Annotated in this window: 21 protein-coding genes and 1 riboswitch; of the genes, 6 read left to right on the top strand and 15 right to left on the bottom strand. The window is 42.3% G+C overall.

The features are described from left to right. Positions 1-20: 20 nt before the first annotated feature. Both PY092_RS08970 and PY092_RS08965 read left to right on the top strand, forming a co-directional pair. Complete coding sequence (locus PY092_RS08970) at positions 21-3,290, top strand: efflux RND transporter permease subunit (protein WP_275615514.1); 3,270 nt, start codon at positions 21-23, stop codon at positions 3,288-3,290. Further along, positions 3,250-4,707, top strand: a complete 1,458-nt coding sequence (locus tag PY092_RS08965) for a TolC family protein (protein ID WP_275615513.1) — start codon at positions 3,250-3,252, stop codon at positions 4,705-4,707. The genes PY092_RS08970 and PY092_RS08965 overlap by 41 nt, the downstream gene beginning before the upstream one ends. Before the next feature lie 124 nt (positions 4,708-4,831). Here PY092_RS08965 and PY092_RS08960 read toward each other — a convergent pair whose 3' ends face one another. The 4 genes from PY092_RS08960 to gndA form a co-directional block, all read right to left on the bottom strand. Next, positions 4,832-6,862: a S9 family peptidase gene (locus PY092_RS08960; RefSeq protein WP_275615512.1), complete on the bottom strand. Its 2,031-nt coding sequence runs from the start codon at positions 6,860-6,862 to the stop codon at positions 4,832-4,834. Between the two features lie 75 nt (positions 6,863-6,937). Beyond that, complete coding sequence (locus PY092_RS08955) at positions 6,938-7,789, bottom strand: ChaN family lipoprotein (protein WP_275615511.1); 852 nt, start codon at positions 7,787-7,789, stop codon at positions 6,938-6,940. 5 nt (positions 7,790-7,794) lie between these two features. Continuing rightward, on the bottom strand, positions 7,795-8,367 hold the full coding sequence (locus PY092_RS08950; RefSeq protein ID WP_275615510.1) for a hypothetical protein: 573 nt from the start codon (positions 8,365-8,367) through the stop codon (positions 7,795-7,797). A 27-nt stretch (positions 8,368-8,394) separates the two neighbouring features. Next, a complete protein-coding gene (gene gndA, locus PY092_RS08945; protein WP_275615509.1) occupies positions 8,395-9,804 on the bottom strand; it encodes an NADP-dependent phosphogluconate dehydrogenase in 1,410 nt (469 codons plus the stop codon). Positions 9,805-9,968: 164 nt separating this feature from the next. On the opposite strand from gndA, the gene zwf reads away from it, so the two are divergent. Together zwf and pgl are read left to right on the top strand one after the other, a co-directional pair. Continuing rightward, positions 9,969-11,501, top strand: coding sequence for a glucose-6-phosphate dehydrogenase (zwf, locus tag PY092_RS08940; protein ID WP_275615508.1), 1,533 nt, complete (start codon positions 9,969-9,971; stop codon positions 11,499-11,501). 101 nt (positions 11,502-11,602) lie between these two features. Further along, the gene (gene pgl, locus PY092_RS08935; RefSeq protein ID WP_275615507.1) at positions 11,603-12,328 is read left to right on the top strand and encodes a 6-phosphogluconolactonase; all 726 of its coding nucleotides are present in this window, start codon (positions 11,603-11,605) and stop codon (positions 12,326-12,328) included. On the opposite strand, the gene PY092_RS08930 is transcribed toward pgl, so the two are convergent. Beyond that, positions 12,309-12,854, bottom strand: a complete 546-nt coding sequence (locus tag PY092_RS08930) for an acyl-CoA thioesterase (RefSeq protein ID WP_275615506.1) — start codon at positions 12,852-12,854, stop codon at positions 12,309-12,311. The genes pgl and PY092_RS08930 overlap by 20 nt on opposite strands. Positions 12,855-12,910: 56 nt before the next feature. On the opposite strand from PY092_RS08930, the gene PY092_RS08925 reads away from it, so the two are divergent. Further along, positions 12,911-13,309, top strand: coding sequence for an endonuclease domain-containing protein (locus PY092_RS08925; RefSeq protein WP_275615505.1), 399 nt, complete (start codon positions 12,911-12,913; stop codon positions 13,307-13,309). 49 nt (positions 13,310-13,358) lie between these two features. On the opposite strand, the gene PY092_RS08920 is transcribed toward PY092_RS08925, so the two are convergent. From PY092_RS08920 to PY092_RS08900, 5 genes are all read right to left on the bottom strand, one after another. Continuing rightward, positions 13,359-13,724 carry a 6-phosphogluconate dehydrogenase gene (locus tag PY092_RS08920; RefSeq protein ID WP_275615504.1) on the bottom strand — a complete coding sequence of 122 codons (366 nt, stop codon included), beginning with the start codon at positions 13,722-13,724 and terminating at the stop codon, positions 13,359-13,361. Positions 13,725-13,734: 10 nt separating this feature from the next. After that, on the bottom strand, positions 13,735-15,069 hold the full coding sequence (locus PY092_RS08915) for a DNA recombination protein RmuC (RefSeq protein WP_275615503.1): 1,335 nt from the start codon (positions 15,067-15,069) through the stop codon (positions 13,735-13,737). A 61-nt stretch (positions 15,070-15,130) separates the two neighbouring features. Further along, positions 15,131-15,910, bottom strand: coding sequence for an ABC transporter ATP-binding protein (locus tag PY092_RS08910; protein ID WP_275615502.1), 780 nt, complete (start codon positions 15,908-15,910; stop codon positions 15,131-15,133). Beyond that, positions 15,910-16,941, bottom strand: a complete 1,032-nt coding sequence (locus tag PY092_RS08905) for a FecCD family ABC transporter permease (protein ID WP_275615501.1) — start codon at positions 16,939-16,941, stop codon at positions 15,910-15,912. The genes PY092_RS08910 and PY092_RS08905 overlap by 1 nt, the downstream gene beginning before the upstream one ends. Continuing rightward, positions 16,942-18,093, bottom strand: coding sequence for an ABC transporter substrate-binding protein (locus PY092_RS08900; RefSeq protein ID WP_275615500.1), 1,152 nt, complete (start codon positions 18,091-18,093; stop codon positions 16,942-16,944). Between the two features lie 54 nt (positions 18,094-18,147). Beyond that, positions 18,148-18,378, top strand: a riboswitch (cobalamin riboswitch). A 69-nt stretch (positions 18,379-18,447) separates the two neighbouring features. Here PY092_RS08900 and PY092_RS08895 point away from each other — a divergent pair. Beyond that, a complete protein-coding gene (locus PY092_RS08895) occupies positions 18,448-20,310 on the top strand; it encodes a TonB-dependent receptor plug domain-containing protein (RefSeq protein WP_275615499.1) in 1,863 nt (620 codons plus the stop codon). 74 nt (positions 20,311-20,384) lie between these two features. On the opposite strand, the gene PY092_RS08890 is transcribed toward PY092_RS08895, so the two are convergent. The 5 genes from PY092_RS08890 to PY092_RS08870 all read right to left on the bottom strand — a co-directional run bounded on the left by PY092_RS08890 (position 20,385) and on the right by PY092_RS08870 (position 24,950). Further along, the gene (locus PY092_RS08890; RefSeq protein WP_275615498.1) at positions 20,385-20,723 is read right to left on the bottom strand and encodes a hypothetical protein; all 339 of its coding nucleotides are present in this window, start codon (positions 20,721-20,723) and stop codon (positions 20,385-20,387) included. A gap of 75 nt (positions 20,724-20,798) precedes the next feature. Continuing rightward, positions 20,799-21,152 carry a hypothetical protein gene (locus tag PY092_RS08885; RefSeq protein ID WP_275615497.1) on the bottom strand — a complete coding sequence of 118 codons (354 nt, stop codon included), beginning with the start codon at positions 21,150-21,152 and terminating at the stop codon, positions 20,799-20,801. 144 nt (positions 21,153-21,296) lie between these two features. Next, positions 21,297-21,647 carry a hypothetical protein gene (locus PY092_RS08880; protein ID WP_275615496.1) on the bottom strand — a complete coding sequence of 117 codons (351 nt, stop codon included), beginning with the start codon at positions 21,645-21,647 and terminating at the stop codon, positions 21,297-21,299. 5 nt (positions 21,648-21,652) lie between these two features. Continuing rightward, positions 21,653-23,098 carry a DUF6973 domain-containing protein gene (locus tag PY092_RS08875; RefSeq protein ID WP_275615495.1) on the bottom strand — a complete coding sequence of 482 codons (1,446 nt, stop codon included), beginning with the start codon at positions 23,096-23,098 and terminating at the stop codon, positions 21,653-21,655. Between the two features lie 319 nt (positions 23,099-23,417). Further along, the gene (locus PY092_RS08870; RefSeq protein WP_275615494.1) at positions 23,418-24,950 is read right to left on the bottom strand and encodes a S41 family peptidase; all 1,533 of its coding nucleotides are present in this window, start codon (positions 24,948-24,950) and stop codon (positions 23,418-23,420) included. Between the last annotated feature and the right edge of the window lie 7 nt (positions 24,951-24,957).

Raw genomic sequence — 24,957 nt, 5'->3', positions numbered from 1 at the left:
TCCCATAATCCTTAGTTATTATGTTTAAAAAATTCATTCACAGACCTGTTCTGGCTATTGTGATCTCGGTCATAATAGTTTTTACGGGACTGTTGGCCATAAAACAACTGCCTATTTCGCAGTTCCCACAAATTGCACCCACCACGGTCAATATATTCATTGCCTACCCAGGTTCAAGTGCCGATGTGTTGGTAAATTCCACGCTAATTCCTTTGGAAACCTCCATCAACGGGGTACAGGGCATGCGGTACATCGCTTCAGATGCCACAAGTGCTGGAGAAGGAACTTTACGTGTGATCTTTGAACCAGGAACCGACCCCAACCAAGCCGTGGTCCGGGTAAAGACACGGGTGGATCAAGTAATGCCCTTGTTGCCCGAGCTGGTGCAACGGGAAGGGGTGGTGATTACCCCCGTTCAGCCCAGTATGTTGATGTATGTGAACTTGTTCAGTGATGCCAAGAACAACGACGAAAAATTCCTGTACAACTACGCTTATACCAAAATGATACCCGAGATCCAGCGTATCAACGGTATTGCAAGTGCCAAAATTCTGGGTAGCCGAAAGTTTGCCATGCGGGTTTGGCTCAAACCAGACCGAATGCGGGCTTACAACGTTTCCGCTGAAGAGATTTTGGAGTCCATGGAAGAGCAAAGTATTCTTGCTAGACCTGGACGTTTAGGAAGAAGCTCGGGAAAAAAGGCGCAATCGCTGGAATATGTACTGGTCTATCAGAACCGATATAACGAACCCCAACAATACAAGGATATCATTATCAAGGCCAACGATGATGGGGAAATCCTTACACTTGGTGATGTCGCCGATGTTGAATTGGGTAGTGAGTTCTTTGATATTTATTCCAATCTGGATGGTGATCCCTCAGCATCCATAGTATTAAAACAGACTTTTGGCAGTAACGGTAGCGATGTAATCAAATCAGTCAAGGAAAAATTGACGGAACTGGAAGCGGAGATGCCCCCCGGAATTGATTATAAAATCAGTTATGACGTATCCAACTTCTTGGATGCATCCATAGATCAAGTACTGCATACCCTTCGTGACGCCTTTATTCTGGTGGCTATTGTGGTATTCCTCTTTTTAGGGGATTGGCGTTCAACTTTGATACCCATCATTGCGGTACCCGTATCGCTGATCGGTGCATTCTTCGTCATGCAGCTCTTTGGACTGTCCATCAACCTGATAACACTGTTTGCTCTTGTATTGGCCATTGGTATTGTGGTGGACAACGCTATTGTAGTGGTTGAGGCCGTCCACGTAAAAATGGAAGAAGAGAACCTTACGCCCTACAAGGCATCCTACGAAGTATTGGGCGAGATTGGTGGGGCCATTATTGCCATTACCTTGGTAATGACCTCGGTGTTTATCCCCATCTCATTTATGACGGGACCTGTGGGGGTATTCTATCGACAGTTCTCCATAACCATGGCGGGATCTATTGTGATATCGGCCATAGTGGCCCTGACATTGACACCGGTGCTATGTGCCATGATGCTGAAAAACACCCATGGTAAACCGAGACGGAAATCCCCTGTAAACCGATTCATTGATTGGTTCAATGGAAGGTTTGAAAAACTTACGGGACGATATGTTGGGGTGTTGAACAAGATCGTAAATCGCAGAGTGGTCACTTTTGGAGTGTTACTGGCTTTCTGTGCAGGTATTTTCTTTACGAACCAAGTATTGCCCGCCGGATTTATCCCCAATGAAGACCAGGGGATGATTTACGCCATTATTCAGACACCTCCGGGAGCCACTTTGGAACGAACCAATGAGGTGGCCAGAAAACTTCAGGCCATCTGTGAGGAGACCGAAGGCGTGGAGTCCGTTTCCTCTTTGGCAGGTTATGAGATCATGACGGAAGGCCGTGGTTCCAATGCAGGTACCTGTCTCATCAACCTGAAGCCATGGTCGCAACGGGAGCATTCCGTGCACGAGATCATGGAGGAACTGGAAGAAGAGACCAAGGACCTCGGTGCGGTAATCGAATATTTTGAGCCCCCAGCGGTTCCAGGTTTTGGTTCATCCGGTGGTTTTGCAATGCGTTTGTTGGACAAGACCAATAGTACGGATTACCATGAGTTCGAAAGAATCAACAATGAGTTTATGGATGCCTTGCGTGAGCGTAAGGAGTTGGCTGGTTTGTTTACGTTCTATGCTGCCAATTATCCGCAGTACGAGTTGAAAATCAATAATAAGGTGGCCATGCAAAAAGGCGTTTCCATAGGAAAGGCCATGGAAAACCTGAACATTCTGATCGGTAGTACCTACGAACAAGGATTCATTCGTTTCGGGCGATTCTTTAAGGTGTACACCCAGGCTGCCCCCGAATACCGTGGTATGCCGTCCGATTTGGAAAAGCTCTTTGTCAAGAACGAAGAGGGGGAAATGGTGCCCTATTCCTCATTTATGACCATGGAGAAACGTTTGGGTCCCAATGAGGTAACGCGCTATAACCTGTATAATTCGGCAGCCATCCGTGGATTGCCCGCAAAAGGGTATACCAGTGGCGATGCCATTGATGCCATTCGTGAAGTTGCGGAACAAAATTTGCCAAGAGGATACGATATAGCATGGGAAGGTCTTTCTTACGATGAAGCCCAACGTGGAAATGAGTCCATTTATATTTTCATTGTGGTGCTCATATTCGTGTATTTGGTATTGGCGGCCCAGTATGAGAGTTTCTTACTCCCATTGGCAGTGATCCTATCGCTTCCGGTGGGAGTGTTCGGCTCATTCTTCCTGCTGAAGCTCATGGGATTGTCGAACGATGTGTACGCACAAATTGGAATGATCATGTTGGTTGGGCTGTTAGGCAAGAACGCAGTATTGATCGTTGAGTTCGCGGTCCAGAAACACCGACAGGGCTCAACCATTCTCGAAGCTGCCATTGAAGGTTCCAAACAGCGTTTCAGGCCAATTTTAATGACCTCGTTTGCTTTTATCGCTGGTTTGATACCATTGGTGGTGGCAACAGGTGCAGGTGCCATAGGAAACCGTACCATCGGAGGTTCTGCTTTGGGCGGTATGCTTATCGGAACCATTTTCGGTGTCTTGTTGATTCCCGGTCTGTACTATGTATTTGCTAAAATGGCAGATGGCAAGAGCTTGATCAAGGATGAGCATGATGAACCGATTTCGGAGGAATTCTTTAAGAATGATGATAGGGAGAGCAGATTGCGCACTCGTTTGAAAGAAGTGAATAAACTTTTGAAAAAAATGACCACAAGAAATGGAAAGAAAGAGAAAAATGGCGACCAAGATGAAGCATAGTAAATTACTTTTATTCGGAATGATGGCGATGGTGGCCTTTTATTCTTGTGTGCCCACTCGCGAGATCAGGGACGAGAACGTAGTGGTCCCGGAAAACTATCAAAACCAGTCAGCCGATACTGTTAACACTGGATTGGTGGAATGGAAGGAGTTCTTTAAAGATCCCAACCTCATTGCGTTGATTGATTCCGCTTTGGTAAAAAACCAGGAGCTGAACATCATGTTGCAGCAAGTGGATATGGCCAAAAACAGGATTCAGGCCAAGAAAGGGGAGTATTTGCCCTTTGTCAACCTTCAGGCTGGTGCTGAGGTTGAAAAAGTGGGGGAGTATACCCGAAATGGTTCCGTGGAAAAGAATCTCGAAGTGAAGGAAGGCGAAGAGTTCCCCGAACCCCTGACCAATTATATGGTTGGGGCCTTTGCCACTTGGGAACTCGATGTTTGGAAGAAACTTCGTAACGAGAAAAAAGCGGCTGTGTTCGAATACCTTTCCAGTGTGGAAGGGAAGAATTTCATGGTCACTAATTTGGTGGCCGAGATAGCTGATTCGTATTATGAGTTGATGGCTTTGGATAATCAGAAGTCCATTATCGATCAAAACTTAGAGATACAGCAGAATGCATTACGCATGGTAAAACTGCAAAAGCAAGCTGCTCGTGCCACGGAATTAGCTGTTAAGCGTTTTCAGGCAGAGGTAATGAAAAACCAAAGTCATAAATATGAAATCCAACAGGAAATCGTGGAAGTGGAAAACCGATTGAACTTTTTGATAGGTCGCTCTCCGCAGCATATTCAGCGGGCGTCCGATAATTTTATCGACACCCCCATTGATGTGATTTACGCTGGAATTCCTTCGCAATTGTTGCAAAATAGACCCGATGTACGTAGTGCTGAGTTTGAATTGGCGGCAGCAAAATTGGACACCAAGGCGGCCAAGGCCAACTTTTATCCGCAGTTTACGATAAAAGCAGGTCTGGGTCTGGAAGCATTCGATACCAAATACCTTACCACCACGCCAGAATCTGTTTTGTATTCGGCCATTGGAGATATGGTAGCACCTTTGATCAATAGAAATGCGATCAAGGCACAATATAAAAATGCGACTGCAAGACAGTTGCAAGCGGTTTATGAATATGAAAAGGCTATTTTGAATGCTTACATCGAAGTGGCCAACCAGTTGTCCAACATCGATAACTTAAAAAAGAGCTATGATTTGAAAGATGGTCAAGTACAGGCCTTAACGGAATCCATAGACTTGTCCACACGCTTGTTCCAATCCGCAAGGGTGGAATACATTGAGGTGCTTTTGGCACAACGTGAGGCCTTGGAGTCCCGCATGGAACTGGTAGAGACCAAAAGAGACCAGCTACTGGCCCAGGTAAATATGTACCGCGCCTTGGGCGGTGGCTGGAATTAAGTCCCAAATCGATGGTTTGACCTATTGTCTTGGCTATTGATTTACCCAAAATGAAGCCCGGTTCACAATTGTGAACCGGGCTTGTTTTTTTATCCATAATCTTTGAACAATCTTGCCATGGCTTTTAATCATCTCCTTTGAACTTACCAAACCAAGCCAGTACACTTGCAATCTTGGCAATCAAATTGCTGGGTTTGTTGGCAATACCGTGTCCAGCCCCAGGGATTCTTACCATTGCTGTCTCTACATTTTCCAATTTTAGCGCTGCATAGAATTGCTCCGATTCCGCAATAGGGGTTCGGTAGTCTTCTTCACCTGTCAAGAGCATTGTTGGGGTGGTCACATTCCCCACATAAGTAAGGGGCGAGCGTCTCCTATAGTTTTCGGGGTCTTCCCAAGGTTTTTTGCCGAACCAATATTTGGAGAAAAATTGAACCCCATCTGCATAAAGCACAAAGCTCGTCCAATTGATGACGGGTTTGGCCACCACTGCTGCCTTAAAGCGGTCGGTTTTCCCCACAATCCAGGCAGTAAGTACACCACCACCGGAACCTCCGGTCACAAATAAGTTATTTTCATCCACATAGCCTTTTTCCAAAAGGGCATCCACGCCCGACATTAAATCTTCGTAGTCATGGTTGGGGTAGTCGTGGTGTATCAGGTTTCCGAATTCTTCACCATAGCTGGTACTACCACGTGGATTGGTGTAGAGCACTACATAACCCTCGGCTGCATAGGCCTGAATCTCGGCGGAATATACTTCACCATAACTGGTAAAGGGACCTCCGTGGATTTCAAGGATCATCGGATATTTTTTTGATGGGTCAAAGTCGGGAGGAGTTACGACCCAACCCTGTATTTTTCTTTGGTCATACGATGATTCCCACCACATTTCTTCAACATCGCCCAATTTCTTAAAAGAAAATAGATCATCGTTTACAGCTGTTAAACGTTTGGTGTTTCGAGTATCTGATACGCCCAAATCTGAGGGATGACTGGTATTGCCCATTGTGTAGGCAAATTTATTATTGGTGGATGCTGAAAAACTGGCGGCATTATATGGTCTTCCCAAGGATAAACCACCTAATCCATTTGTGATATCATCTACTTTTCCGGATAGACTGACTGATGCCAATTTGCCCATTCCTTGATCAGTATAAATAAAATATAGACCGTTTCCTTTACTGTTCCATGCCATGTCTCCCACATCACGATCTAAGTTACCTGATATCAACTGTGATTCTGAGCCATCGGTGTTCATTATATACAATTGGGTAAGTTGATACCCTTGTAAGTGGTCGTCGTAGCCCAAATAAGCAATTTTTGAACCGTCTGGAGATAAAACGGGATGTGAATCTGGACCATAGCGGTCAGTGAGCGGAGTGGTTTCTCCTGTGTTTACGTTGATGGAGTAGATTTCGCTATCCGCAGGCTCAAACTCTTCATCTTTATGGAAGTTGGCACTGAAATATAAGTGTTTGCCATCCTTGCTCCAGATGGGCCCTCCGTGGTCAAAATCTGAAAAGGTAAGTTGTTTGGGTGTGCCTCCGCTTATGGGTAGGGTAAACAATTGTGAGTTACCTCCTTTGTAATACCCGGCACCATCCCCACGATAGTTCATTTTGTCAATGTACTTGGGCGGCTCGTTCCATTTGGCACCTTCCGGTTTGCCAGGCATTTTTATGATTGATTTATTGGCTTTCGGGACGAACATGTTAAAGGCTACATGTGTATTGTCAGGAGACCATGAAACGGAACCTGGGGATTTTGGTGTGTTGGTCAAGGCCATGGTTTCCTTGGTGTCCAACCACATCAGGTAGAGTTTCATTTTATCGTCCGCCATATTTGATTTGAAAACGATTTTTGAGCCATCGTGAGACCATCTGGGGGCAAAGTCATTGTGATTGCCTGTGGTTAACGGTCGATTGTTGGTTCCATCAAAATTGATGGTCCAGAGGTTGGAAAGATTCTTGTCTGTCATCACATCCTTGAAGTTCCTTACGTAGATGATTTTAGAGCCATCAGGGGAAATCTGTGGGTCGGAAACATTTTCCATATTAAAGATATCCAGTAACTCTAGATTTGACTGCACTTGACCAAACCCTATAGGGGTTATGGCCACAAACAGTAACATGGTGGTGAATAATTTTTTCATGAGGTCAGTTATTTAGACTCTTAAAAATAAGCAATTTGCCCCTTACCGGGAGATACCTCTAAAAAAGTAGTGGAATTAATAGGTTGTGGTCATGTTTTGGTCCACACAGATAATGTAATCGGCTAGATTGTGGTTTTCTGTCTCCAGTTTGTGCACATTTTCCTGTGTAACCGTGGAGATGGTACCGTATTCCAAATCGGGGCGTTCCAATTGCAGGTACCAAAGGATGCCTTCGTAGTTATTGGAATGGTAGGCCCCGTTGTAATGTAGAAACAAGCTTGCCTCTTCGTAATTTTCAAGGATAAAATGAGCCATGGTGGCATCTTTAATGGCCTGGGCCATTACCAAAGTAGGGCTGCCATGGTCGCCCATCATTTTTAGGATGTTTTGATACCCAGGCAATTCGGGATCATAAGCAATGGGCAAGGGGGCAATCCATTCCTTTTCTTGGGTGGGGAGTGAGTCCAAGGCTTCAAAACTACCTTTGTACACCATACTGGCGTACCGTCTTGGCACATTGGAGGCCACAAAAACCAAACTATTGTCCTTGGCAAAGTCCACCAAGGGCGCATAATCGGTTTTATGGTTGTTCCAGAGCCGTGCGGTGGAATCCAACGCTTTATAATCTATTTTGCCAGAAAGGTAATCGTTGAGCTCGTCCTGATTGTCGGCTTCGATCATTTCGGCACCTAGAATGAGTTGTCGTTTGCCGTGCAGGTCGGCTGTAAGCTCGTACTGGAGCCAATGTGCAATGGGATTGTTGTGCAGTTCCCCGAACAGTACCATATCTTTTATCTCAAGGTTCTTAAGCATTTTTTTGTACGATACCTTTTTCCCTTTGGCGTTGTAGATGACGTAGGGTTCTTTTTGAGCCGATAGGGTTGCAAGGCAAAGGGTAAAAGTAAGAAGGAGTATTAGTTTTCTCATTTTAGTTATATGATCAGTTTTTTTAATATATTTATGGAGTGATTTAATTCAATTGAATCGACAATACTCCACATTGGATGGTCTAAATATAGAATTCCGATAGACTTTTGGTCTTTCTTAAATTCCAAACAGTCAAAAACATCATTATTTATTCCATCTTTTAGATTTCTATTTGAAAATGATATTTGTCCCAAACTATATTCATTTTTGATAGATTGCTTGCCACCAAGTTTTTTTGTTTCAAATATTACGCTTTGTTTGGTTTGGTCAATTTCGAACGCAACAATTATTTTTCTGTTTTGGAATATGTTGTCTAAAATAAAAATAGTAATGAATCCAAGTACCAATGCTGTTAGGCCAGCAATGACAACATCAACAATTTCCATGTTTTTAAGTCCATTGAAGGCTCGTCCTATTAGTCTAGCCAATCTTCTTGAGTCGCTTCTATAATTTTCATCCTTATAGAAACCTGCAATAATTCCAAAAGCAAGTATAGCAAATGATCCAGCTAAAGTAAGCTGATACCTCTCATGTTTTTTGTTAAGCCTTTCACTGTAAAATAATGACTCAAACCTCATTTATCTGAAACAATAACGTTTAGGTTATTATTTCTCCCACTCCGTGTGGAAAATACCTTCGCGATCCAAACGCTCGTAGGTGTGCGACCCAAAGTAATCACGTTGTGCCTGAATCAGGTTCAACGGCAGTCTGCTACTCGTATAGGCATCAAAATAGGTAAGGGCATTGGACAATCCAGGTAATGGAATGCCATTGGCAGCTCCATAACTTACCAATTCCCGTGCTGCATCCACCGTGCTTTGCACTTTTTCCACAAAAGAAGGGGATAGTAATAAATTCTGTAGATCTTTATCAACTTGGTAGGCTTCGGTTATATCTGCCAATAGTGCTGCACGGATGATACAGCCTGCTCGCCATATTTTGGCAATTTCACCCAGTTCCAGTTCGTAACCGTATTCTTTGGAAGCATCTGCCAATTGGTGCATTCCTTGTGCATAAGTAATAATGAAGGCGAAATATAGTGCTTGCTCCGCTTTTACCGTAAAATCATCCTTGTCCACTGTTTTTGGGGTTGGACGGTCATACAATTCGTCCGCTTTGATTCTTTCATCTTTTAGGGCGGATATTTCGCGCATACTTACCGCTATATCGATGGTGGGCACGGGAATTCCCAAATCCATTGCGTTTTGCGAAGTCCATTTTCCTGTTCCCTTTTGTTTGGCCTTGTCTAGGATCATATCCACAAGGTCATTATTGGTCAAATCATCTTTTTGATCAAAAATTTCGGAAGTGATTTCCACTAAAAAGGATTGTAAGCGTCCTTCATTCCAGTCGGAATAGGTTTTATGGAGCTCATCATTGGTAAGTCCGCCCGCCTTCTTGAGCAGGTCGTAAATCTCAGAAGTCAACTGCATCAAACCGTATTCGATGCCATTGTGCACCATTTTCACGTAGTTTCCTGCTGATTTTGGTCCGAGATAGGCCACACAGGGTTCACCTTTATATTTGGCAGAAACGGCTTCAAAAACGGGTTTCACGTGTTGGTAGGCTTCCTTGGACCCACCGGGCATAATACTTGGTCCTTTTCTGGCTCCTTCGGCTCCACCAGAAACACCAGCGCCGAAAAAATTGATGCCTTTGTCTTTTAAATAGGCTTCGCGGCGGTCAGTATCAGTGTAAAATGAGTTTCCTCCATCAATAATGATGTCTCCTTCGTCCAAATGGGGGAGCAAGCCTTCGATAACGCTGTCCACAATTTTTCCGGCCGGCACCAACAACATGATTTTTCGAGGGGTTGTCAACGAATGTACAAAGGTTTTCACATCCGAAGAGGCATTCACTTTGGTAGAGTTTCCGCCTTCTTTGATCAATGCCCTTACTTTTTCTTCATCCAAATCATTTCCAAATGCACTAAAGCCATTATCGGCTACATTCAAAATGAAATTACGTCCCATTACTCCAAGGCCCACAAGGCCAAAATCATACGTGTCTGCCATTCTGTGTTTTTTCTTCTTCTTAGGTGTTAAGACATCACTAAGGTTGATGTTTCTTGAATTACGAACCTAAAATAAACCTTATATTCGTGATGCTCAAAAATATTGACACCATATTAAACTGAATTTGTCAACGAGAGCAAATCTCGCCAGAAAACAAAAATACTATGAAAAAGACCGATAATCAGATGCTCGTGATTTTTGGGGCATCGGGTGATTTGACTGCTAGAAAACTGATACCTTCCTTATTCAATTTATACTTGGCCGACCAATTGCCCGAAAACTTCGTGATTCTTGGGGTTAGCCGTAGCGACTTGACGGACGAGGCGTTTCGGGACCGTGTGGTCTACGATAGCGAATATTTGAAGCAAAAGACCAAAGATTTGGATGATGGCAGGGTAAAAGGTTTTGTCGATAAGCTTTATTATGAGGATTTAGGTGACAGCTACGATACCGATTATGCCCCTCTTAGAAAAAGGGTGGAAGCATTGAAGGAAAAACACAATACTTCGGGAAATATCATTTATTACCTATCCACCCCCCCAACCTTATACGAGACGGTGTCCCACAATCTATCGAATGCGGGGATGAATACCCAGAATAATGGTTGGAAGCGCTTGATTGTGGAAAAACCTTTCGGATATAGCCTAGAGACTGCCCAAGAACTGAACAAAGGCCTTCATAAGTATTTTAAAGAGCATCAAATCTACCGAATAGACCATTATTTGGGGAAAGAAACCGTTCAGAATCTGTTGGTGACCCGATTTTCCAACAGTATTTTTGAACCACTTTGGAACCGTAATTATATCCAACATGTTGAGATTACCAATGCGGAAAGCGTAGGGGCGGAGAAGCGTGGGGGCTATTATGACAAGTCAGGAGCGCTTCGGGATATGTTCCAGAACCATTTGTTGCAGTTGGTTTCCTTGGTGGTAATGGAGCCACCAATTGGTGCGGATGCCGAAGAAATACGAAACGAAAAAGTCAAGGCGCTCAAATCATTACGGTTAATGACGAAGGATAAGGAACTTTTTGAAAATACCATTCGAGCGCAGTATGTCGCTTCCAAAGTCGACGGTAAAGCTGTAAAAGGGTATCGTGATGAAGAGGGAGTGGATTCGAACTCCACCACGGAGACCTATGCTGCCATTAAGTTTTATGTGGACAACTGGCGCTGGCACGGAGTACCATTTTATGTAAGGACCGCCAAGCGCATGCCCACTAAGGTAACTGAGATTGTGATTCACTTCAAAAAACCACATCACCAGATATTCAAGGGGTCCGAAATGCAAGAGATGGACAACAAGTTGATCATTCGTATTCAGCCCGATGAGGGAATCCTGATCAAATTTGGGGTAAAAGTACCGGGACAGGGCTTTAAGGTGGAGCGTGCCAATTTGGATTTTTATTATGCAAGTTTGGCCGAGACCTATGTAATGGAAGCCTATGAACGTTTATTGTTGGATGCCATGCAGGGGGATGCCACCCTGTATGCACGAGCTGATGAAGTGGAAGCTGCTTGGGAGTTTGTCGACCCTATTTTAAACTACTGGAACAGTGGTAAGGATGTGCGCATGTACGGGTATGCTGCAGGTGCCTGGGGACCAGAAAATGCAGATGGCTTAATTGAAGGAGATGGCTATTGGCGCAATCCAAGCGAGAATTTGGCTGAAGATCCTGGCTATTGTGTGATTTGTTAAATTTCAGGAGTCAGGAGTCAGGAGTCAGGAAAAGTATGTCAGTTCGAGCCATTCGGCTGCGCTCAGGATAAACCAAGGTCGAGAACCAAAATTAATTTAAGATGGATTTAAAAATATATAAGGATAAACAAGAGGTGGCTGAACAGTTTTCCAGCTATTTTGTGGATCAATTAAAAGGTAAAGATGCTTTTTACGTAGCTCTATCGGGCGGTAGTACCCCAAAGATAGTTTTTGATGTGCTGGCCGAAAATTTTGCGGGCAAGATCAATTGGAGCAAGGTACATTTTTATTGGGGAGACGAACGTTGTGTTCCTCCTTCGGATGATGAAAGCAATTATAAAATGACAGTAGAGCACCTTTTTTCCAAAATTGAGGTACCCAAGGAGAACATCAATCGGATATTGGGAGAAAATGATCCCGTTAATGAAGCCATGCGCTACGCCAATCTTCTTGAAATAGATTTGGACAGGGTGGAGGAAGTGCCCCAGTTTGATTTGGTAATATTGGGAATGGGCGATGATGGGCATACCGCTTCCATTTTTCCTCACGAAATTGAGTTGTGGGATTACGAGGACCATTGTGTGGTGGCCACGCACCCGGATTCTGGTCAAAAAAGAGTTTCCATTAACGGAAAAGTGATCAACACGGCCAAAGAAGTGGCCTTTTTGGTCACAGGAGCATCCAAAGCTGAAAAGGTAAAAGCCGTAGTGCAAAAAACCGAAGGTTCCGATGCGTACCCCGCATCCTTGGTCAATCCTTCATCAGGGAAGTTAGTGTGGTTTTTGGATGAAGAGGCCGCAGCCAAGCTTAATCAAAATCCATCTTAACGTTTTCGCCTTGTAGGAACTCCAAGTATTCGTTCACTTTAAAATTGTTGGATTCGTACTTGCTGTCGCGTTTAAAGGCAGATTGTTTGCGTTCCTTGCTACGTGCAAAACGGCGGATATCCTGCTTGGTCTTTAAAATCAGACCTGGAACGGGTTTATTTTTACCATCTTCGCCCTTGGCTACCATAGTGAAATAAGAGGAATTGCAATGCTTTACTTTTCCTGTGGTCACATTTTCCGATTCAACACGCACCCCGACCACCATGGAAGTCTTGCCCGTGTAATTTATAGAAGCTTTTAAGGTTACCAATTCCCCAACATCTATTGGATTCAAAAAATCCACTCGATTTACCGAAGCTGTCACGCAATAGCTTTGGGAATGTTTGGAAGCACAAGCAAAAGCTATTTGATCCATAAGATTGAGAATGTGCCCACCGTGCACCTTACCACCAAAATTGGAGTGGGAGGGCAGCATTAGCTCGGTAATGGATACTCTACTTTCCCTGGATGATTTGAATTTCTTCATATTTTGTTGGAGTTTTCATAGAATCCTTTTTTGAAAGGAGATAATTTCGATGCAAAATGATTATCAAATATAATCCAAAGCTAAAAGAACTTGCAAGGGAACTCAGGAGGAATGCTACAAAAGCAGAAATACGGTTGTGGCAGAAATTAAAGCGTGATCAAATGCATGGCTATGATTTTCACAGGCAGAAACCTATAGATGAATATATTGTGGATTTTTTCTGTAATAAACTAAGATTGGCCATTGAAGTGGATGGGTATTCACATCAACTTGAAGAAACTTGGAAGAAAGATGTTATTAAGGCAAAAAGATTGAATGAGCTAGGTATTCAAGTGCTCCGATTTTCTGACGGTCAGGTTTTAAACGATATGGATAATGTTTTGAGAGTGATTGAGGAGTATATTTTTCAATTTGAAGCAAATGGAAACACACCTCCCTCAATCCCTCCTTCCTAGGAGGGAAGTTTTGTTTGCCCTCTAAAAAGAGGGGCTAGGGGTGTGTCATCTAATTCCTAAAAATCGGTGATTTCTCTGATTTTACTTCTGTGATAAAATATTTGGTGTCGCCCAGCCAGAAAAAGGTGGCGTAGCGTTCTTTATAGGAGACTTTGATGTACTGCCCTTGAAACTCCTTCATCTTTTCAATGATTTCCTTTTCACTGTCCTCTACGGAGAATGAAAACACATTGGTTCCAGACAATCCTTGACTGATTTGGCCTTCCCATGTTTTTACCAATACGCCCTTTCTACTGAACTTAATGAGTTCCCCTGAGCGGTATCCCTCACTATAGGGCACATAATAAATAAAAGCAAAATACCCCACAATGCCAACGAGAATGGCTGCGATAAAAATAATCAGGAATTTTTTCATGGTCAGTGTGCTAGTTTAATTCTTCAAAATTGTCTTCGTGGGCCCGTTTTAAAATTGGTTCAGGCAGCGATTTTTTGGCCTTGGCCCCCATTTTCTTCAATTTTTCGATGGTTGTGACAATGTTACCGCGTCCTTCGACTAGTTTGTTCATGGCACCACGGTATTCACTTTTGGCCTCATCCATCTTTTTGCCCACTTTGGTAAGGTCGGTGACAAAACCCTCGAATTTATCGTAAAGCGAACCCGCTTGTCGAGCAATTTCAATAGCGTTCCGTTGCTGTTTCTCATTGCTCCACATCGAATCAATGGTACGAAGGGTGGCCAATAGCGTGGAAGGTGTAACAATGACGATATTTTGTTCAAATGCTTTGTTGTACAGGGAGTTGTCTTCATTGATCGCAATGGCGAAGGCAGGTTCTATCGGTACGAACATCAATACAAAATCGGGACTTTCCATCTCGTAAAGGTCTTCATATTTTTTGGAGGACAGCTGTTCCACATGTCTTCGTAGAGAGTTGATATGGTCCTTCAAGAACTTGGGTCTGTCCTCTTCGTTTGCGTTGGTGTAGCGTTCATAATCTGTGAGTGAGACCTTTGAATCCACGACCATTTTTTTGCCATCGGGCAGGTGTATGATGACATCGGGCATTACCCGGCTACCATCTTCACGTTTAAAGCTTTGTTGTACACTATATTCCCTATCCTTCTCTAAACCAGACTTTTCAAGCACACGTTCCAAGACCAATTCGCCCCAGTTCCCTTGCATTTTGCTGTCGCCTTTCAAGGCCTTGGTAAGGTTTTCGGCCTCTTGGGTAATCTTTAAGTTTTGTTGTTGTAGGCTTTCAAGTTGTTGCTTTAGCGAGGAATTGATGCTGATGTTTTCCTTTTGTGATTTTTCCACCTTTTCCTCGAACTCCTTTATTTTTTTGTTAAGGGGCGTCAGGATATTTTCAATGTTCTCTTTGTTGCTCTTGGTAAACTTTTCACTTTTCTCGTCCAAGATTTTATTGGCAAGGTTTTCGAATTCCTTGGTAAACTTTTCTTGAAGTTTTTCTACTTCTTCTTTTTGTTCCTTGTTCTTTAGTTGAAGGTTTTCCAAATCGGCTTGGTAGCGCACAATTTGATTGCTCTGCTGTTCTTTTTCGCGCTGCAATTGTTTTTGCTCTTCATTACTAAGTAACAACTTATCATTCAAGGATTTAATGGTGGCGTTCAATTGCTGTTCGCGTTCTCCCCAAACACTCTCAGTTGACTTGGTTTTTAGTTTTTGAATGTACATCCCCGCAAGGAGGCCAATGGCCGATGCGATGATGAATATAATTACATAGATAAGTTCCGTGCTCATGAAAAAATTTCTGAAGGATAAAGATAATGGATTCCGTTTGATGCCGAAATGTAAAATGTACTTACTTATTCACTTTAAAAGAACCTGTTTTACCATCAAACTGGACCATTTCCGAAGGAAACAATCTATCAAAGTGATTTTGTTCGATGAGTTGACAAGGGTCCCCGAAGGGATGGTCTTTTCCGTCCAAAATCAATATTCGGTCGCATAACTGAATGGCCAATTCGATTTCGTGCGTTGTGAACAGGATGGTTTTTTGTTTATCGTGTGCCAATTCCCGAAGCATTTTCAAGATCTGCACTTTGTGATAGAGATCTAAATGCGTGGTAGGTTCATCCAAGAGAATCAACGAAGTGTCCTGCGCCATGGCCCGCGCCACCAGTACCCGTTGTAACTGGCCATCACTAAGTTCGTGACATTTGTTGTTTCGGAGTTCGTTCAGCAAAAACGCATCCAAACTAGCCTGAATCTGTTGTTTGTCTTCCTTGGTCAAGGTGCCCAACCAGTTGGTATAGGGCTGTCGTCCCAAGGCAATCAATTCCTGAACCGTGAGATTTTTGGAGGCAGGTTGCTCGGTCAACACTACACTAAGTTCTTTGGATAGTGTAGTTGAGGTATATTTTTCCAGCGGTTCGCCATGCAACAGTATATCCCCGTAAAGTTTCGGTTGAAACCCTCCCAAGGTGCGCAACAAAGTCGATTTCCCTATGCCATTGATGCCCACGACACCACAGAGCATTCCAGCTTCCAAATCAAAATTGATGTTGTTGGCCACGGTTTTGGAACCGTACCCGATAGATAAATTGGCAATGGATAGTACGTTTTTTTTATTTTTTGCCATTAGAACATCATTTTACGTTTACGCACCAAGAGCCAGATGACCACAGGAGCCCCGACCAAGGATGTGATGGCGTTTATGGGCAATACACTTGCGGAATTGGGCAATTGCGCCAAGGTGTCGCACAACAACATTAAAATCGCTCCGTACAGCATCACGGTGGGAATCAACACTTTGTGTTCCATGGTATCAAAAATCTGTCTGGTCAAATGGGGAACTGCCAATCCCACAAAAGCGATGGGTCCTGCAAATGCTGTAATGCCGCCGGCTAAAAGTCCTGTTGCTATGATTATCATCAATCTTGACTTTTTTAGGGAAACCCCCAAGCTTTGCGCATAGTTTTCGCCTAAAAGAAAGGCATTCAACGATTTTATGGAGATAATACTCAACAAAACCCCCACGGTAACGATGCTTCCCAATAAAAGCAATTGATTTGTGGATAGATTGCCCACACTTCCGAAGGACCAAAAAATAAAGCGTTGTAAATCTTCTGCGCTGGAAAAATAGGCCAGTACACTTACAAGGGCCGATGTAATACTGCCAAACATTAACCCAATGATCAATAAGGCCATGGTGTCCTTTACCCGTTGGGCCACGATCATTACGATCAGGAGGACCAAAAAACTGCCGATACTTGCTGCGATGGCCAAGGAGACATCACCCAAAAAGGTAAACGAACTGTATCCTGCCAATAAAGAGACGCCCATCAAAAGTAAAGCGGCACCTAAACTGGCCCCTGAGCTAATTCCAAGAACAAAAGGGCCTGCCAAAGGGTTCCGGAACAGGGTTTGCATTAAAAGTCCACTCAAGGAGAGTCCTCCGCCTACCAAAATGGAGGTAAATGCTTTCGGAATACGATAATCCCAGATGATGTACTTCCAAGAAGTGATTTCGGGAGTCTCTCCGAACAAAATGGATAGCATTTCCGTAAAAGGGATGGATACCGAACCTGAACTGATGTTCAAAAACCACGAACACAGCAAAGCAAGAACCAAAAACATAAAGGAGATGCGATATGTTTTTGAAACATACATTTATTGTAAAGGTTTGATGAATTGCAATTGATGTTCTGGCAATAGTTCCGGATGCAATATTTTGATGAAATCTTTTAGAACAATGTTGGGCCTGCTTGGAGCCAATTCGTAAAAAATGAGCCCTCCCGTTTCGCCTTTGTCAATGGCATTGGAGTACACTTTTTTGTTTTTAAAAGCATCAAATTGAAGATGATGGGTGTTTGCTTGGCCCAACCCAGCATAAGTGGTTCGCGAAGAAGAATTGAACCATATCTCAGCATTTTGACCTTTTTCCAAAACGGATTCCAAACTGAGTCCTATACTGCCCGTTTCATTGTTGTCGGCCCATAGATAGTTGGAGTTGGCATCTTCCAAAAATTTGGCCATCCAGCTTTTTCCACCTGCTACGTACCATACATCTTTGTATAGTCCACCTGTTAAAACCGTTGGTTTGGTCTTTGCTTTTCGGGCAATTTCTTTCGCTTGTTGGTATGAGGCTTCAATCTGTGCAAAAATGCTATCGCCCAATGCTTCTTTTTGATAGAAAGGGGCAAAGAATTTGATCCATTCCGCTTTTCCCAAAGGTGTACGTTCTACCCAATCGCCATTGTAAACCACGGGGATACCTGCTTTCTTGATAATGTCGTAAGCCTTATTTTCATTATTGATGCTAAATCCGACAATGAGCTCTGGATCCAAGGCGAGTACCATCTCAGTATTGAGGGCATCGTTCATTCCCAGGTCTTGTATTTGTCCGTTTTCCACCAGTTTTCTTGTTACAGGGGACGAGATATAGTCGGTATTCGGGAATCCAATTACAGTGTTGAGTTCCCCAAGTTGTTTCAAGGGTTCGATATGGGTGGTGGAGGTAAGTACCACTTTTTCCACAGGGGTGGCGATTATGGCATCATAGGCATCCTGAGGAAAAGACATGGACGGTAATTTTTCCTTCGGAACCAAAGCGTATTTAAAATTATCCGCACCCGGCCAAGCTCCGGTAACTTCGATTATAGTGAAGTCTGCCTCTTTTTTAACTGTAAAGCCAGTTGCATACGTTATTATTGATGTTGTTTCCCGATTTTGATCGGGTTGCTTCTTTTCTGCTTGTTTGCATCCCATCAATGCCACCAAAAGGAAGCTTAGGAATAGAATTGAACGCTGTTTTTTATCCATAGGTCAAAAGTAAGATTATTTAATTTTTGCGGAAAAAGATTAAACGGATTGATTAGCTTTGACCTGAATTTTGGTTCGCACGGAGTTTTCCGTGGGATTAAAAGGGAATCCGGTGCAAAACCGGAGCTGTTCCCGCAACTGTAAGTTGTGCCGAATCTTTACTGATGTTTTTTGGACATCGGTATGTAGTAGGCGATTGTCTCATCTTCAAAGCCACTGCCCAATGGGTGGGAAGGTAGGAGGCAAAAAACAAGCCAGGAGACCTGCCAGATTCAAACAAACAATGTTAAACTTTCGGGATAAAGGTTTACGTATGCATCACATACTATTCTCCCGTTTATTCAATTAAACGAAATGAAAAAAAATCATTTATGGTTAATTACCGCTCTATTGGCGTGTAAGGGAATCTTTGCGCAAAATGTAGAGCAAGATTCACTCAAGGTGCAACAACTGGACGAGGTTGTTGTCAGCGATTCTAAATTTGAGTTGAAACGAGAAAACTCAGGAAAAACAGTGATCAAAATCACGGCAGAGGAAATGCAACGCAATCAAGGCAGGACGGTTGCGGAGATCATCAACACCAAAAGTGGTATTGAAATTGCTGGGAGCCGCGGTCGTGATGGCGATGTTCTTGGTGTTTATGCCCGTGGCGGTCGTGGACGTCAGGTTTTGGTAATCATTGACGGTGTTCGTGTGTCGGACCCTTCCACATTTTCTGCGGAGTACGACCTCCGATTATTGTCGCCCAACACCATTGAGTCCATCGAGATCATTAAAGGAGCTGCCAGTACACTTTATGGCACCAATGCAGTTACGGCCGTGATCAACATTATCACGAAAAAGAGTTCCAACAAGAAGATTGCAGGTAATTTTGAAACCAGCGTAGGGACCAATCAAACTGCCGATGATCAAAATTACAATTTTGGGAGTATTCAAAATTCGGCGAATGTAAACGGTACTTTGGGGAAGTTCAATTATGGTGTTGATTTTTCCAATAGATACAAAAGTGGGCTCTCCGCTTCTGTGACGCCCGAAAATGAAGAGGATATTTTCTCGCACTTCAGTACCAATGTAAAGCTGGGCTATCAGTTTTCTGAAAGCTTTGGGGTTCAGGTGTATGGGAATCAGACCAAATTTAAAAATGAATATGACGCTTCGATGGCCGAAGCTCCTAATTTAGGTCAGAACGAACAGCAACGCATTGGTCTGTCCTCGGAACTCGGCTATGGTAAAGGTTCGGTACACCTGAACGCGGCATACACGGATTATGAGTCCGTGGCCAATGATACCTACGGCGAAAGTATAACCGAGGGAGGCAATTGGGTATTGGATGTGTACAACAAATATGTGTTTGGTAAGCAATTCCATACCATTCTAGGGGTAAATTATATAAAAGATGAGGCTGTTTTTGCAGAGGAAGTTGATTTTACCATTGTGGACCCTTATGCCAATGTGGTCTATGTTTCGGATTTTGGGTTGAACCTGAATGCGGGTGCAAGGCTGAACAATCACTCCGAATATGGCAATCATTTTGTGTACAATGTGAATCCGTCGTATGTGTTTGATACCGATAAGGGTTATGTGAAACTGATGGGGTCTTATGCGACATCGTACATCACACCCAATTTAACGCAGTTGTTCGGCGCCTTTGGAGGCAATCCGGAATTGGAACCTGAAGAAAACTCGACCATTGAAGGTGGTCTGGAATTTAAACTGAACAATACATTCCGAATCAGTACGGTTTATTTTGATAGAAATGAGACCAACGCCATTGGGTACGATGCCAATTTTATGAGCATTAATGTGGCAGACGAAATCGATGCCAATGGGGTGGAAGTGGAAGCTACGTGGTTGCCTTGGAATACTTTTAGCGTCAATGCCAATTATACCTTCACGGAACGAAAAGGAGATAATGCCATCCGTATTCCCAAGCACAAGGCCAATGTGTCCTTATGGTACCAGTTTTGTGAGAGTACAAACGCATCGTTGACCTATGCTTACACTGGAGAACGTTTTGATACGGATTTTGCTACGTATTCGGATATCGCTTTGGACCCGTTTTCATTGTTGAACTTTTCCGTTAGGCACGAACTGATCAAAAACAAACTCAATGTTTTCTTGAATGCGGATAACTTGTTGAACGAAGATTATCGTGAAATACTAGGGTACACTACTCGCGGACGAAATTTTAGGCTGGGTCTCAACCTAAACCTTTAAAAAAAAAGAAAAGCGGCCGATTGGGCCGCTTTTTTTATTTGATTAGGATAATAGTTTAGCATTTTCCGGTAGACCTACAATGCATATTCAATTTCCAATTTCCCTTTTTTTGCCTTATATGGGTCAAAAGCCCAAATGATGGTATCTCCTCCATAATAGTCTCCGTTCAAAAGTGTATCTATTGTCCCGGATAAAATTATATCATCATGTCTGTTGCTTTTAATTTTGATACTATTATTTACACTACCTTTTACTTTAATATAGTAGGCATAATAGCTTTTATTTTTAATTGGGATGAGCGTATCCAATCTAACTTTGGAAAAGTCGTTTACCACAAATTTCTTCCTGTCTTTTGTATAAACTACACAAGAAACCATTGCTAAAACTATCAGTATGAAAGTTGTCTTTTTCATTTTTCTATCGAATTAATTTGGAAATTCTTTTTATTGAAGTCCACTATTTAATGGCCTTATTTTGTAGAAATTATCCTATAAACTTGCCTTAATCTCCAAATTTCCTTGTGTGGCTTTGTATGGGTCAAAAATTATAGTTTTTGCTCCTTCTCCATAATAATCTGTGTGCCATCGTTCATCAATTTTACCGGAAAGCTTCAAAATAGGTTTGCTGTCCAATGAATTGAGTCTTATCAAAATAGTATCGTTTACTTGACCTTTGACCCAAACGTTCATCATAGAGTACGGGTAGTTTTTATAAGGCTCCAGAATAATCATTCTTTTTTTTGTAAAATCGTTAATTTCCAGTGTTTCGTCATCCTTACCACAAGAAGCCAGAAGTAAAAACAAAAAGGAAATCTTATATATAGATAAAATTCGTGCATTCATAATCATTGATTTGTAGGAATTAATTGAGAACTATTCGTTGCATTCCAAAAAATACAAGTAAACTCTAAATTGTTAAGGTATCTCAAAGTATATCTTAGATTCAAGCATATCAGCTCTGTTCTGTAAATATCTTATGAATTTTAATTAAAGGCTATATTCAATCTCGAGCTTTCCTTTGGTTGCCTTATAGGGATTAAAAGCCCAAATTAAAGTATCCTTACCATAATAGTCTGCATTCAAAAGTGTATCAATTTCCCCGGGTGGTATAATGTAATGTCCTCCATAATTCATCATCTCGATTTTGATAGTGTCGTTGACAATACCTTTGACTTTAATATAGTAACCCACATAGGTTTTGTTTTCATAGGGAATAAGTGTGTCCACTCTTTTTTTGGAAAAATCGGTGACAACAAAATTTCTGTGGTCTCCGCAATTTTTACAATCACACGACAATAATAAGATCACTAAAAGAAAATTAATTAATACTTTTTTCATTTTATTCAATTTGTTGGGATTAACTGCGATTGATTAGTTGCCCTCCCACTTGCACCATTTCCCTGAAGATTTGACAAGTACCTTAGCTCACCATTTGTTAAGGCTTCCAATATACTTTCTGTAAGCGAATCATAACCATCCACAAGCCAGTTCATTTTGTCTCGTCCCACTTGGTTATTGAATAAGTCCATCTGTACTTCTTTAAAATAATTGGGGTAATTCGGTGGTGCGGGCTTATCTTCATGGGCGGTTGCCAAGTCTTCTGCCAATATAGGCCCCAACAGAATGGCATTTAAACCATTGAAATATGCATGCCTGAAAGCATCCCCCTTTCCATTATAAGAAGAATGAGGATAAAGATCTTCAGACGCCCATGTTGCTTTTTGTGCATTGACTAAATAAGCTAATTGCTTAAATCTTGACATTGAATCAAATATTGCTCTTTCAGAAGAAGACATTCTACCTTTATAATCTTGTTCAAAACCAACTACCTGGCCATTAATAAAGGCCGTAACAATATTACTACTAATGGATTTCACCTCTAATGGGATTTGCCCGTTTACCTTGTTAGCCTCCACAAAATTAATAAGTTGGCTCACTTTATCTTTATTTGCCGAGCTCCTAACCCAGTAAGCCTCTGGTGAGGCATATACAAAGCCAAGGTCACTGTTGAGTTGGTGCAATTGTTCGTGAGTTACCACTACTTTGGTAATTACGTCGGAGTCGGCCAACGGAAGGTCGGAATCGTTCGAGGAACCTCCACCTCCGCCACTGCCCCCATCGGAGCTTCCGCCGCCACCGCCAACACCATCGAAAGGATTGGGTGAGATAAAGCAAACCGTATTGTTCACTATGTAGGTGTCTTGGCAACCTGGTCCTGCAACACCTTCGCCTAAGCCGTTGTCCGTGTGCCCACCATAGTTACATATTTCTGTGGTGTAGTTTATGCAACCTCCCGCAGAGGACATAAGTTTTTCATAGTCGAGCGGTTTTGCTTCAATGCTCCCAGAAAATGCGGTGTTAGGATTTTCTTGAAATCTTTCTAAATATGCCTCATCGGGAATGTATACAAAAAGGTAAGCTTCTGGTTCTTGCTCGTCCTTATTGGATATTACAAGGTTCTCGAAATTGGGCCAAATATCATTTTCCCTAATTACGCTAAAAGTGTAATAGTCGTCATTTTCAAATGATTTTTTAATGACATTGGTGGAATCTATTTGAAAATTGTAGTCTCCTTTTTTATCAGTGGTATTTTTCTTGATTTCTTCAACAACAACCTTGTCGTAAAGGTTCTTAAGTTCATTAAATTCATCGAACTCTCCCTGTACAGTAATAATTTCGTTCGATTGTGATTCCTCCAATAATACTTGTTCTTCGAACGTTTCGTTACATGCATTAAAGAGCACCAGTACCAATAGGGATGGGAATAATAGTTTAAAATTTGTTTTCATGCTATAATGGTTAAGTTTACTATTTTGGGAATAGTAGAGGTACTTTTCAAAAAGAAATTACGCAATCGTGAAAAAGCTTGTTTTGATATTGGGGAAAGAGACCTCATAAATTAGAATTAGTAATAGCCAAGTTTTAAAAAATGTCTGGCTAAAGTTTAATTAAGAGGTTGATGGCAATGTATAAAAAAATCGGAATAAATAGTGAGTATTTTCTTTACATTACAATTTTGGTCGGAACTAAGCGATTAATTCATTGACGTATGAAAGGAGTTTCAGCTAAACCTTTAAAAAAAGAAAAGCGGCCCATCGGCCGCTTTTTTTAATTTATTGCTGGAAGTGGTTTATCCAAATACATATTGTCCTTTAAAGGAGTTTGGAACCTTGAAGATGTAAAAGATTCCGCTGCCATTTCCACCGTAAGGTCTATTTTGGCGGAAACCCCTGTGATTTCTTGAAGCGCACGGGCCAAAAGTGGCTCATTTGGATTGCCCAAAACACCAAGATTGGTCAAATCTTCGCTCAAAACAATATCAGGAGCCAGTCCGCTGGTGTAATCATAAAACCCATTTGCGTTTTCGTTTCTTCCAACCAAAGGTTGTAGTCCCCAACTATTGTTTGGATTTATTCCACTCTCAACTTCTTCTTTCTCCCCTGAATAGTAATAAAAAGGAAATCCTAAATCTGGATTGTCCACCAAGGTTATTGAGAATTCATTTTTACCACGCGTAGTCCCACCGATATGAATGACATCGACATAAGGGTCAAGTCCGTTCATGACCAATTCACTTGCGGAAGCGGAATCCCCTGTAGCCAAAACAAATACCCTGCTCAAGTTTAATGAGTTAAGGGGATTTTCTCCAACCGAGCTTGCAAAATTATCCTCTAGATATCCCGGTCCGAACAATTCTGTAAACTGTTCCTGAATTTTATCGTTCCAGCGTTGCCTTATGTACACTTCTTCTGTCTTGGTGCCATAAACCATACTGGCCAACAAACGCGAAGTGTTGACATTGCCCCCTGGGTTGTAGCGCATATCCAAAACAAGTTCGGTGGCACCTTCTGCCTTGAAATCAGCAAAGGCTTCATTGAGTTGGTCATTAAAACTGCTCAAAAAGCGGTTGTACATTAAATAAGCGACCTTGGTGCCGTTAACATCCAATGTTTTCGCTACCAAGATAGGGTCTTCAATTTGGTTCTCTACTTTGGTAAGTGTTACTTCTTTATCATCATCCACAAAACCACCATTTTCAATATGTGCCATTCCCAAGGTGTATGTGTCATTGGAACCAAACAATAAGTTCAAATAATTACTGTCTGTCAACTGAACACCATCTACACGTGTGAAGATCTCACCTCTAACAATATCCTTATCAGAAGCATTGGAGTTGGGAACTTTATAGAGTACATATCCAAAAATCTCATTTCCAGTGTTGTATTGGTACATCAGGTTAAATTCCAACCCATTGCTTTTGGATACCCCAGAGAGGCTGTTGACCAAATCGTGATAATCTTCATAGGCGAAGCTAAACCGATCTATAGCAGTTTCCGAACCATAAATTTCCTCGTGCCTATTGCAAATACTGTAATAAAAATTTTCTGCATCCGTGTTTTCCACCAAAAAGGCGGTGTATTCCGCATTGGAGGAGAATCTATCATCAGCGAGGTCGGGTACATCTCCCTGCCAAAAATACCAGAGGTTCATGGCCTGCCACATGAAGTGTTGTGCATCAATATCCACATTATCAGGATTTGGTTCGGGTTGAGGAGTTTGACCAGGATCTATTCCGTTGTCATCGTTACTACATGACACAAATAAGGACAATCCCAAAAAGAGGAAGAAATACTTTTTCATAGCTTAA

The sequence above is a fragment of the Flagellimonas yonaguniensis genome, from assembly GCF_029193885.1.
GTDB lineage: Bacteria > Bacteroidota > Bacteroidia > Flavobacteriales > Flavobacteriaceae > Flagellimonas > Flagellimonas yonaguniensis.
The sequence above is the reverse complement of the archived record's forward strand: the minus strand, read 5'-3'. Positions and strand labels throughout refer to the sequence as shown.

Coding starts and splice junctions, on each gene's coding strand:
- PY092_RS08970 (WP_275615514.1), top strand. CDS start 21: ATGTTTAAAAAATTCATTCACAGACCTGTTCTGGCTATTGTGATCTCG.
- PY092_RS08965 (WP_275615513.1), top strand. CDS start 3,250: ATGGAAAGAAAGAGAAAAATGGCGACCAAGATGAAGCATAGTAAATTA.
- PY092_RS08960 (WP_275615512.1), bottom strand. CDS start 6,862: ATGAAAAAATTATTCACCACCATGTTACTGTTTGTGGCCATAACCCCT.
- PY092_RS08955 (WP_275615511.1), bottom strand. CDS start 7,789: ATGAGAAAACTAATACTCCTTCTTACTTTTACCCTTTGCCTTGCAACC.
- PY092_RS08950 (WP_275615510.1), bottom strand. CDS start 8,367: ATGAGGTTTGAGTCATTATTTTACAGTGAAAGGCTTAACAAAAAACAT.
- gndA (WP_275615509.1), bottom strand. CDS start 9,804: ATGGCAGACACGTATGATTTTGGCCTTGTGGGCCTTGGAGTAATGGGA.
- zwf (WP_275615508.1), top strand. CDS start 9,969: ATGAAAAAGACCGATAATCAGATGCTCGTGATTTTTGGGGCATCGGGT.
- pgl (WP_275615507.1), top strand. CDS start 11,603: ATGGATTTAAAAATATATAAGGATAAACAAGAGGTGGCTGAACAGTTT.
- PY092_RS08930 (WP_275615506.1), bottom strand. CDS start 12,854: ATGAAGAAATTCAAATCATCCAGGGAAAGTAGAGTATCCATTACCGAG.
- PY092_RS08925 (WP_275615505.1), top strand. CDS start 12,911: ATGATTATCAAATATAATCCAAAGCTAAAAGAACTTGCAAGGGAACTC.
- PY092_RS08920 (WP_275615504.1), bottom strand. CDS start 13,724: ATGAAAAAATTCCTGATTATTTTTATCGCAGCCATTCTCGTTGGCATT.
- PY092_RS08915 (WP_275615503.1), bottom strand. CDS start 15,069: ATGAGCACGGAACTTATCTATGTAATTATATTCATCATCGCATCGGCC.
- PY092_RS08910 (WP_275615502.1), bottom strand. CDS start 15,910: ATGGCAAAAAATAAAAAAAACGTACTATCCATTGCCAATTTATCTATC.
- PY092_RS08905 (WP_275615501.1), bottom strand. CDS start 16,941: ATGTATGTTTCAAAAACATATCGCATCTCCTTTATGTTTTTGGTTCTT.
- PY092_RS08900 (WP_275615500.1), bottom strand. CDS start 18,093: ATGGATAAAAAACAGCGTTCAATTCTATTCCTAAGCTTCCTTTTGGTG.
- PY092_RS08895 (WP_275615499.1), top strand. CDS start 18,448: ATGAAAAAAAATCATTTATGGTTAATTACCGCTCTATTGGCGTGTAAG.
- PY092_RS08890 (WP_275615498.1), bottom strand. CDS start 20,723: ATGAAAAAGACAACTTTCATACTGATAGTTTTAGCAATGGTTTCTTGT.
- PY092_RS08885 (WP_275615497.1), bottom strand. CDS start 21,152: ATGAATGCACGAATTTTATCTATATATAAGATTTCCTTTTTGTTTTTA.
- PY092_RS08880 (WP_275615496.1), bottom strand. CDS start 21,647: ATGAAAAAAGTATTAATTAATTTTCTTTTAGTGATCTTATTATTGTCG.
- PY092_RS08875 (WP_275615495.1), bottom strand. CDS start 23,098: ATGAAAACAAATTTTAAACTATTATTCCCATCCCTATTGGTACTGGTG.
- PY092_RS08870 (WP_275615494.1), bottom strand. CDS start 24,950: ATGAAAAAGTATTTCTTCCTCTTTTTGGGATTGTCCTTATTTGTGTCA.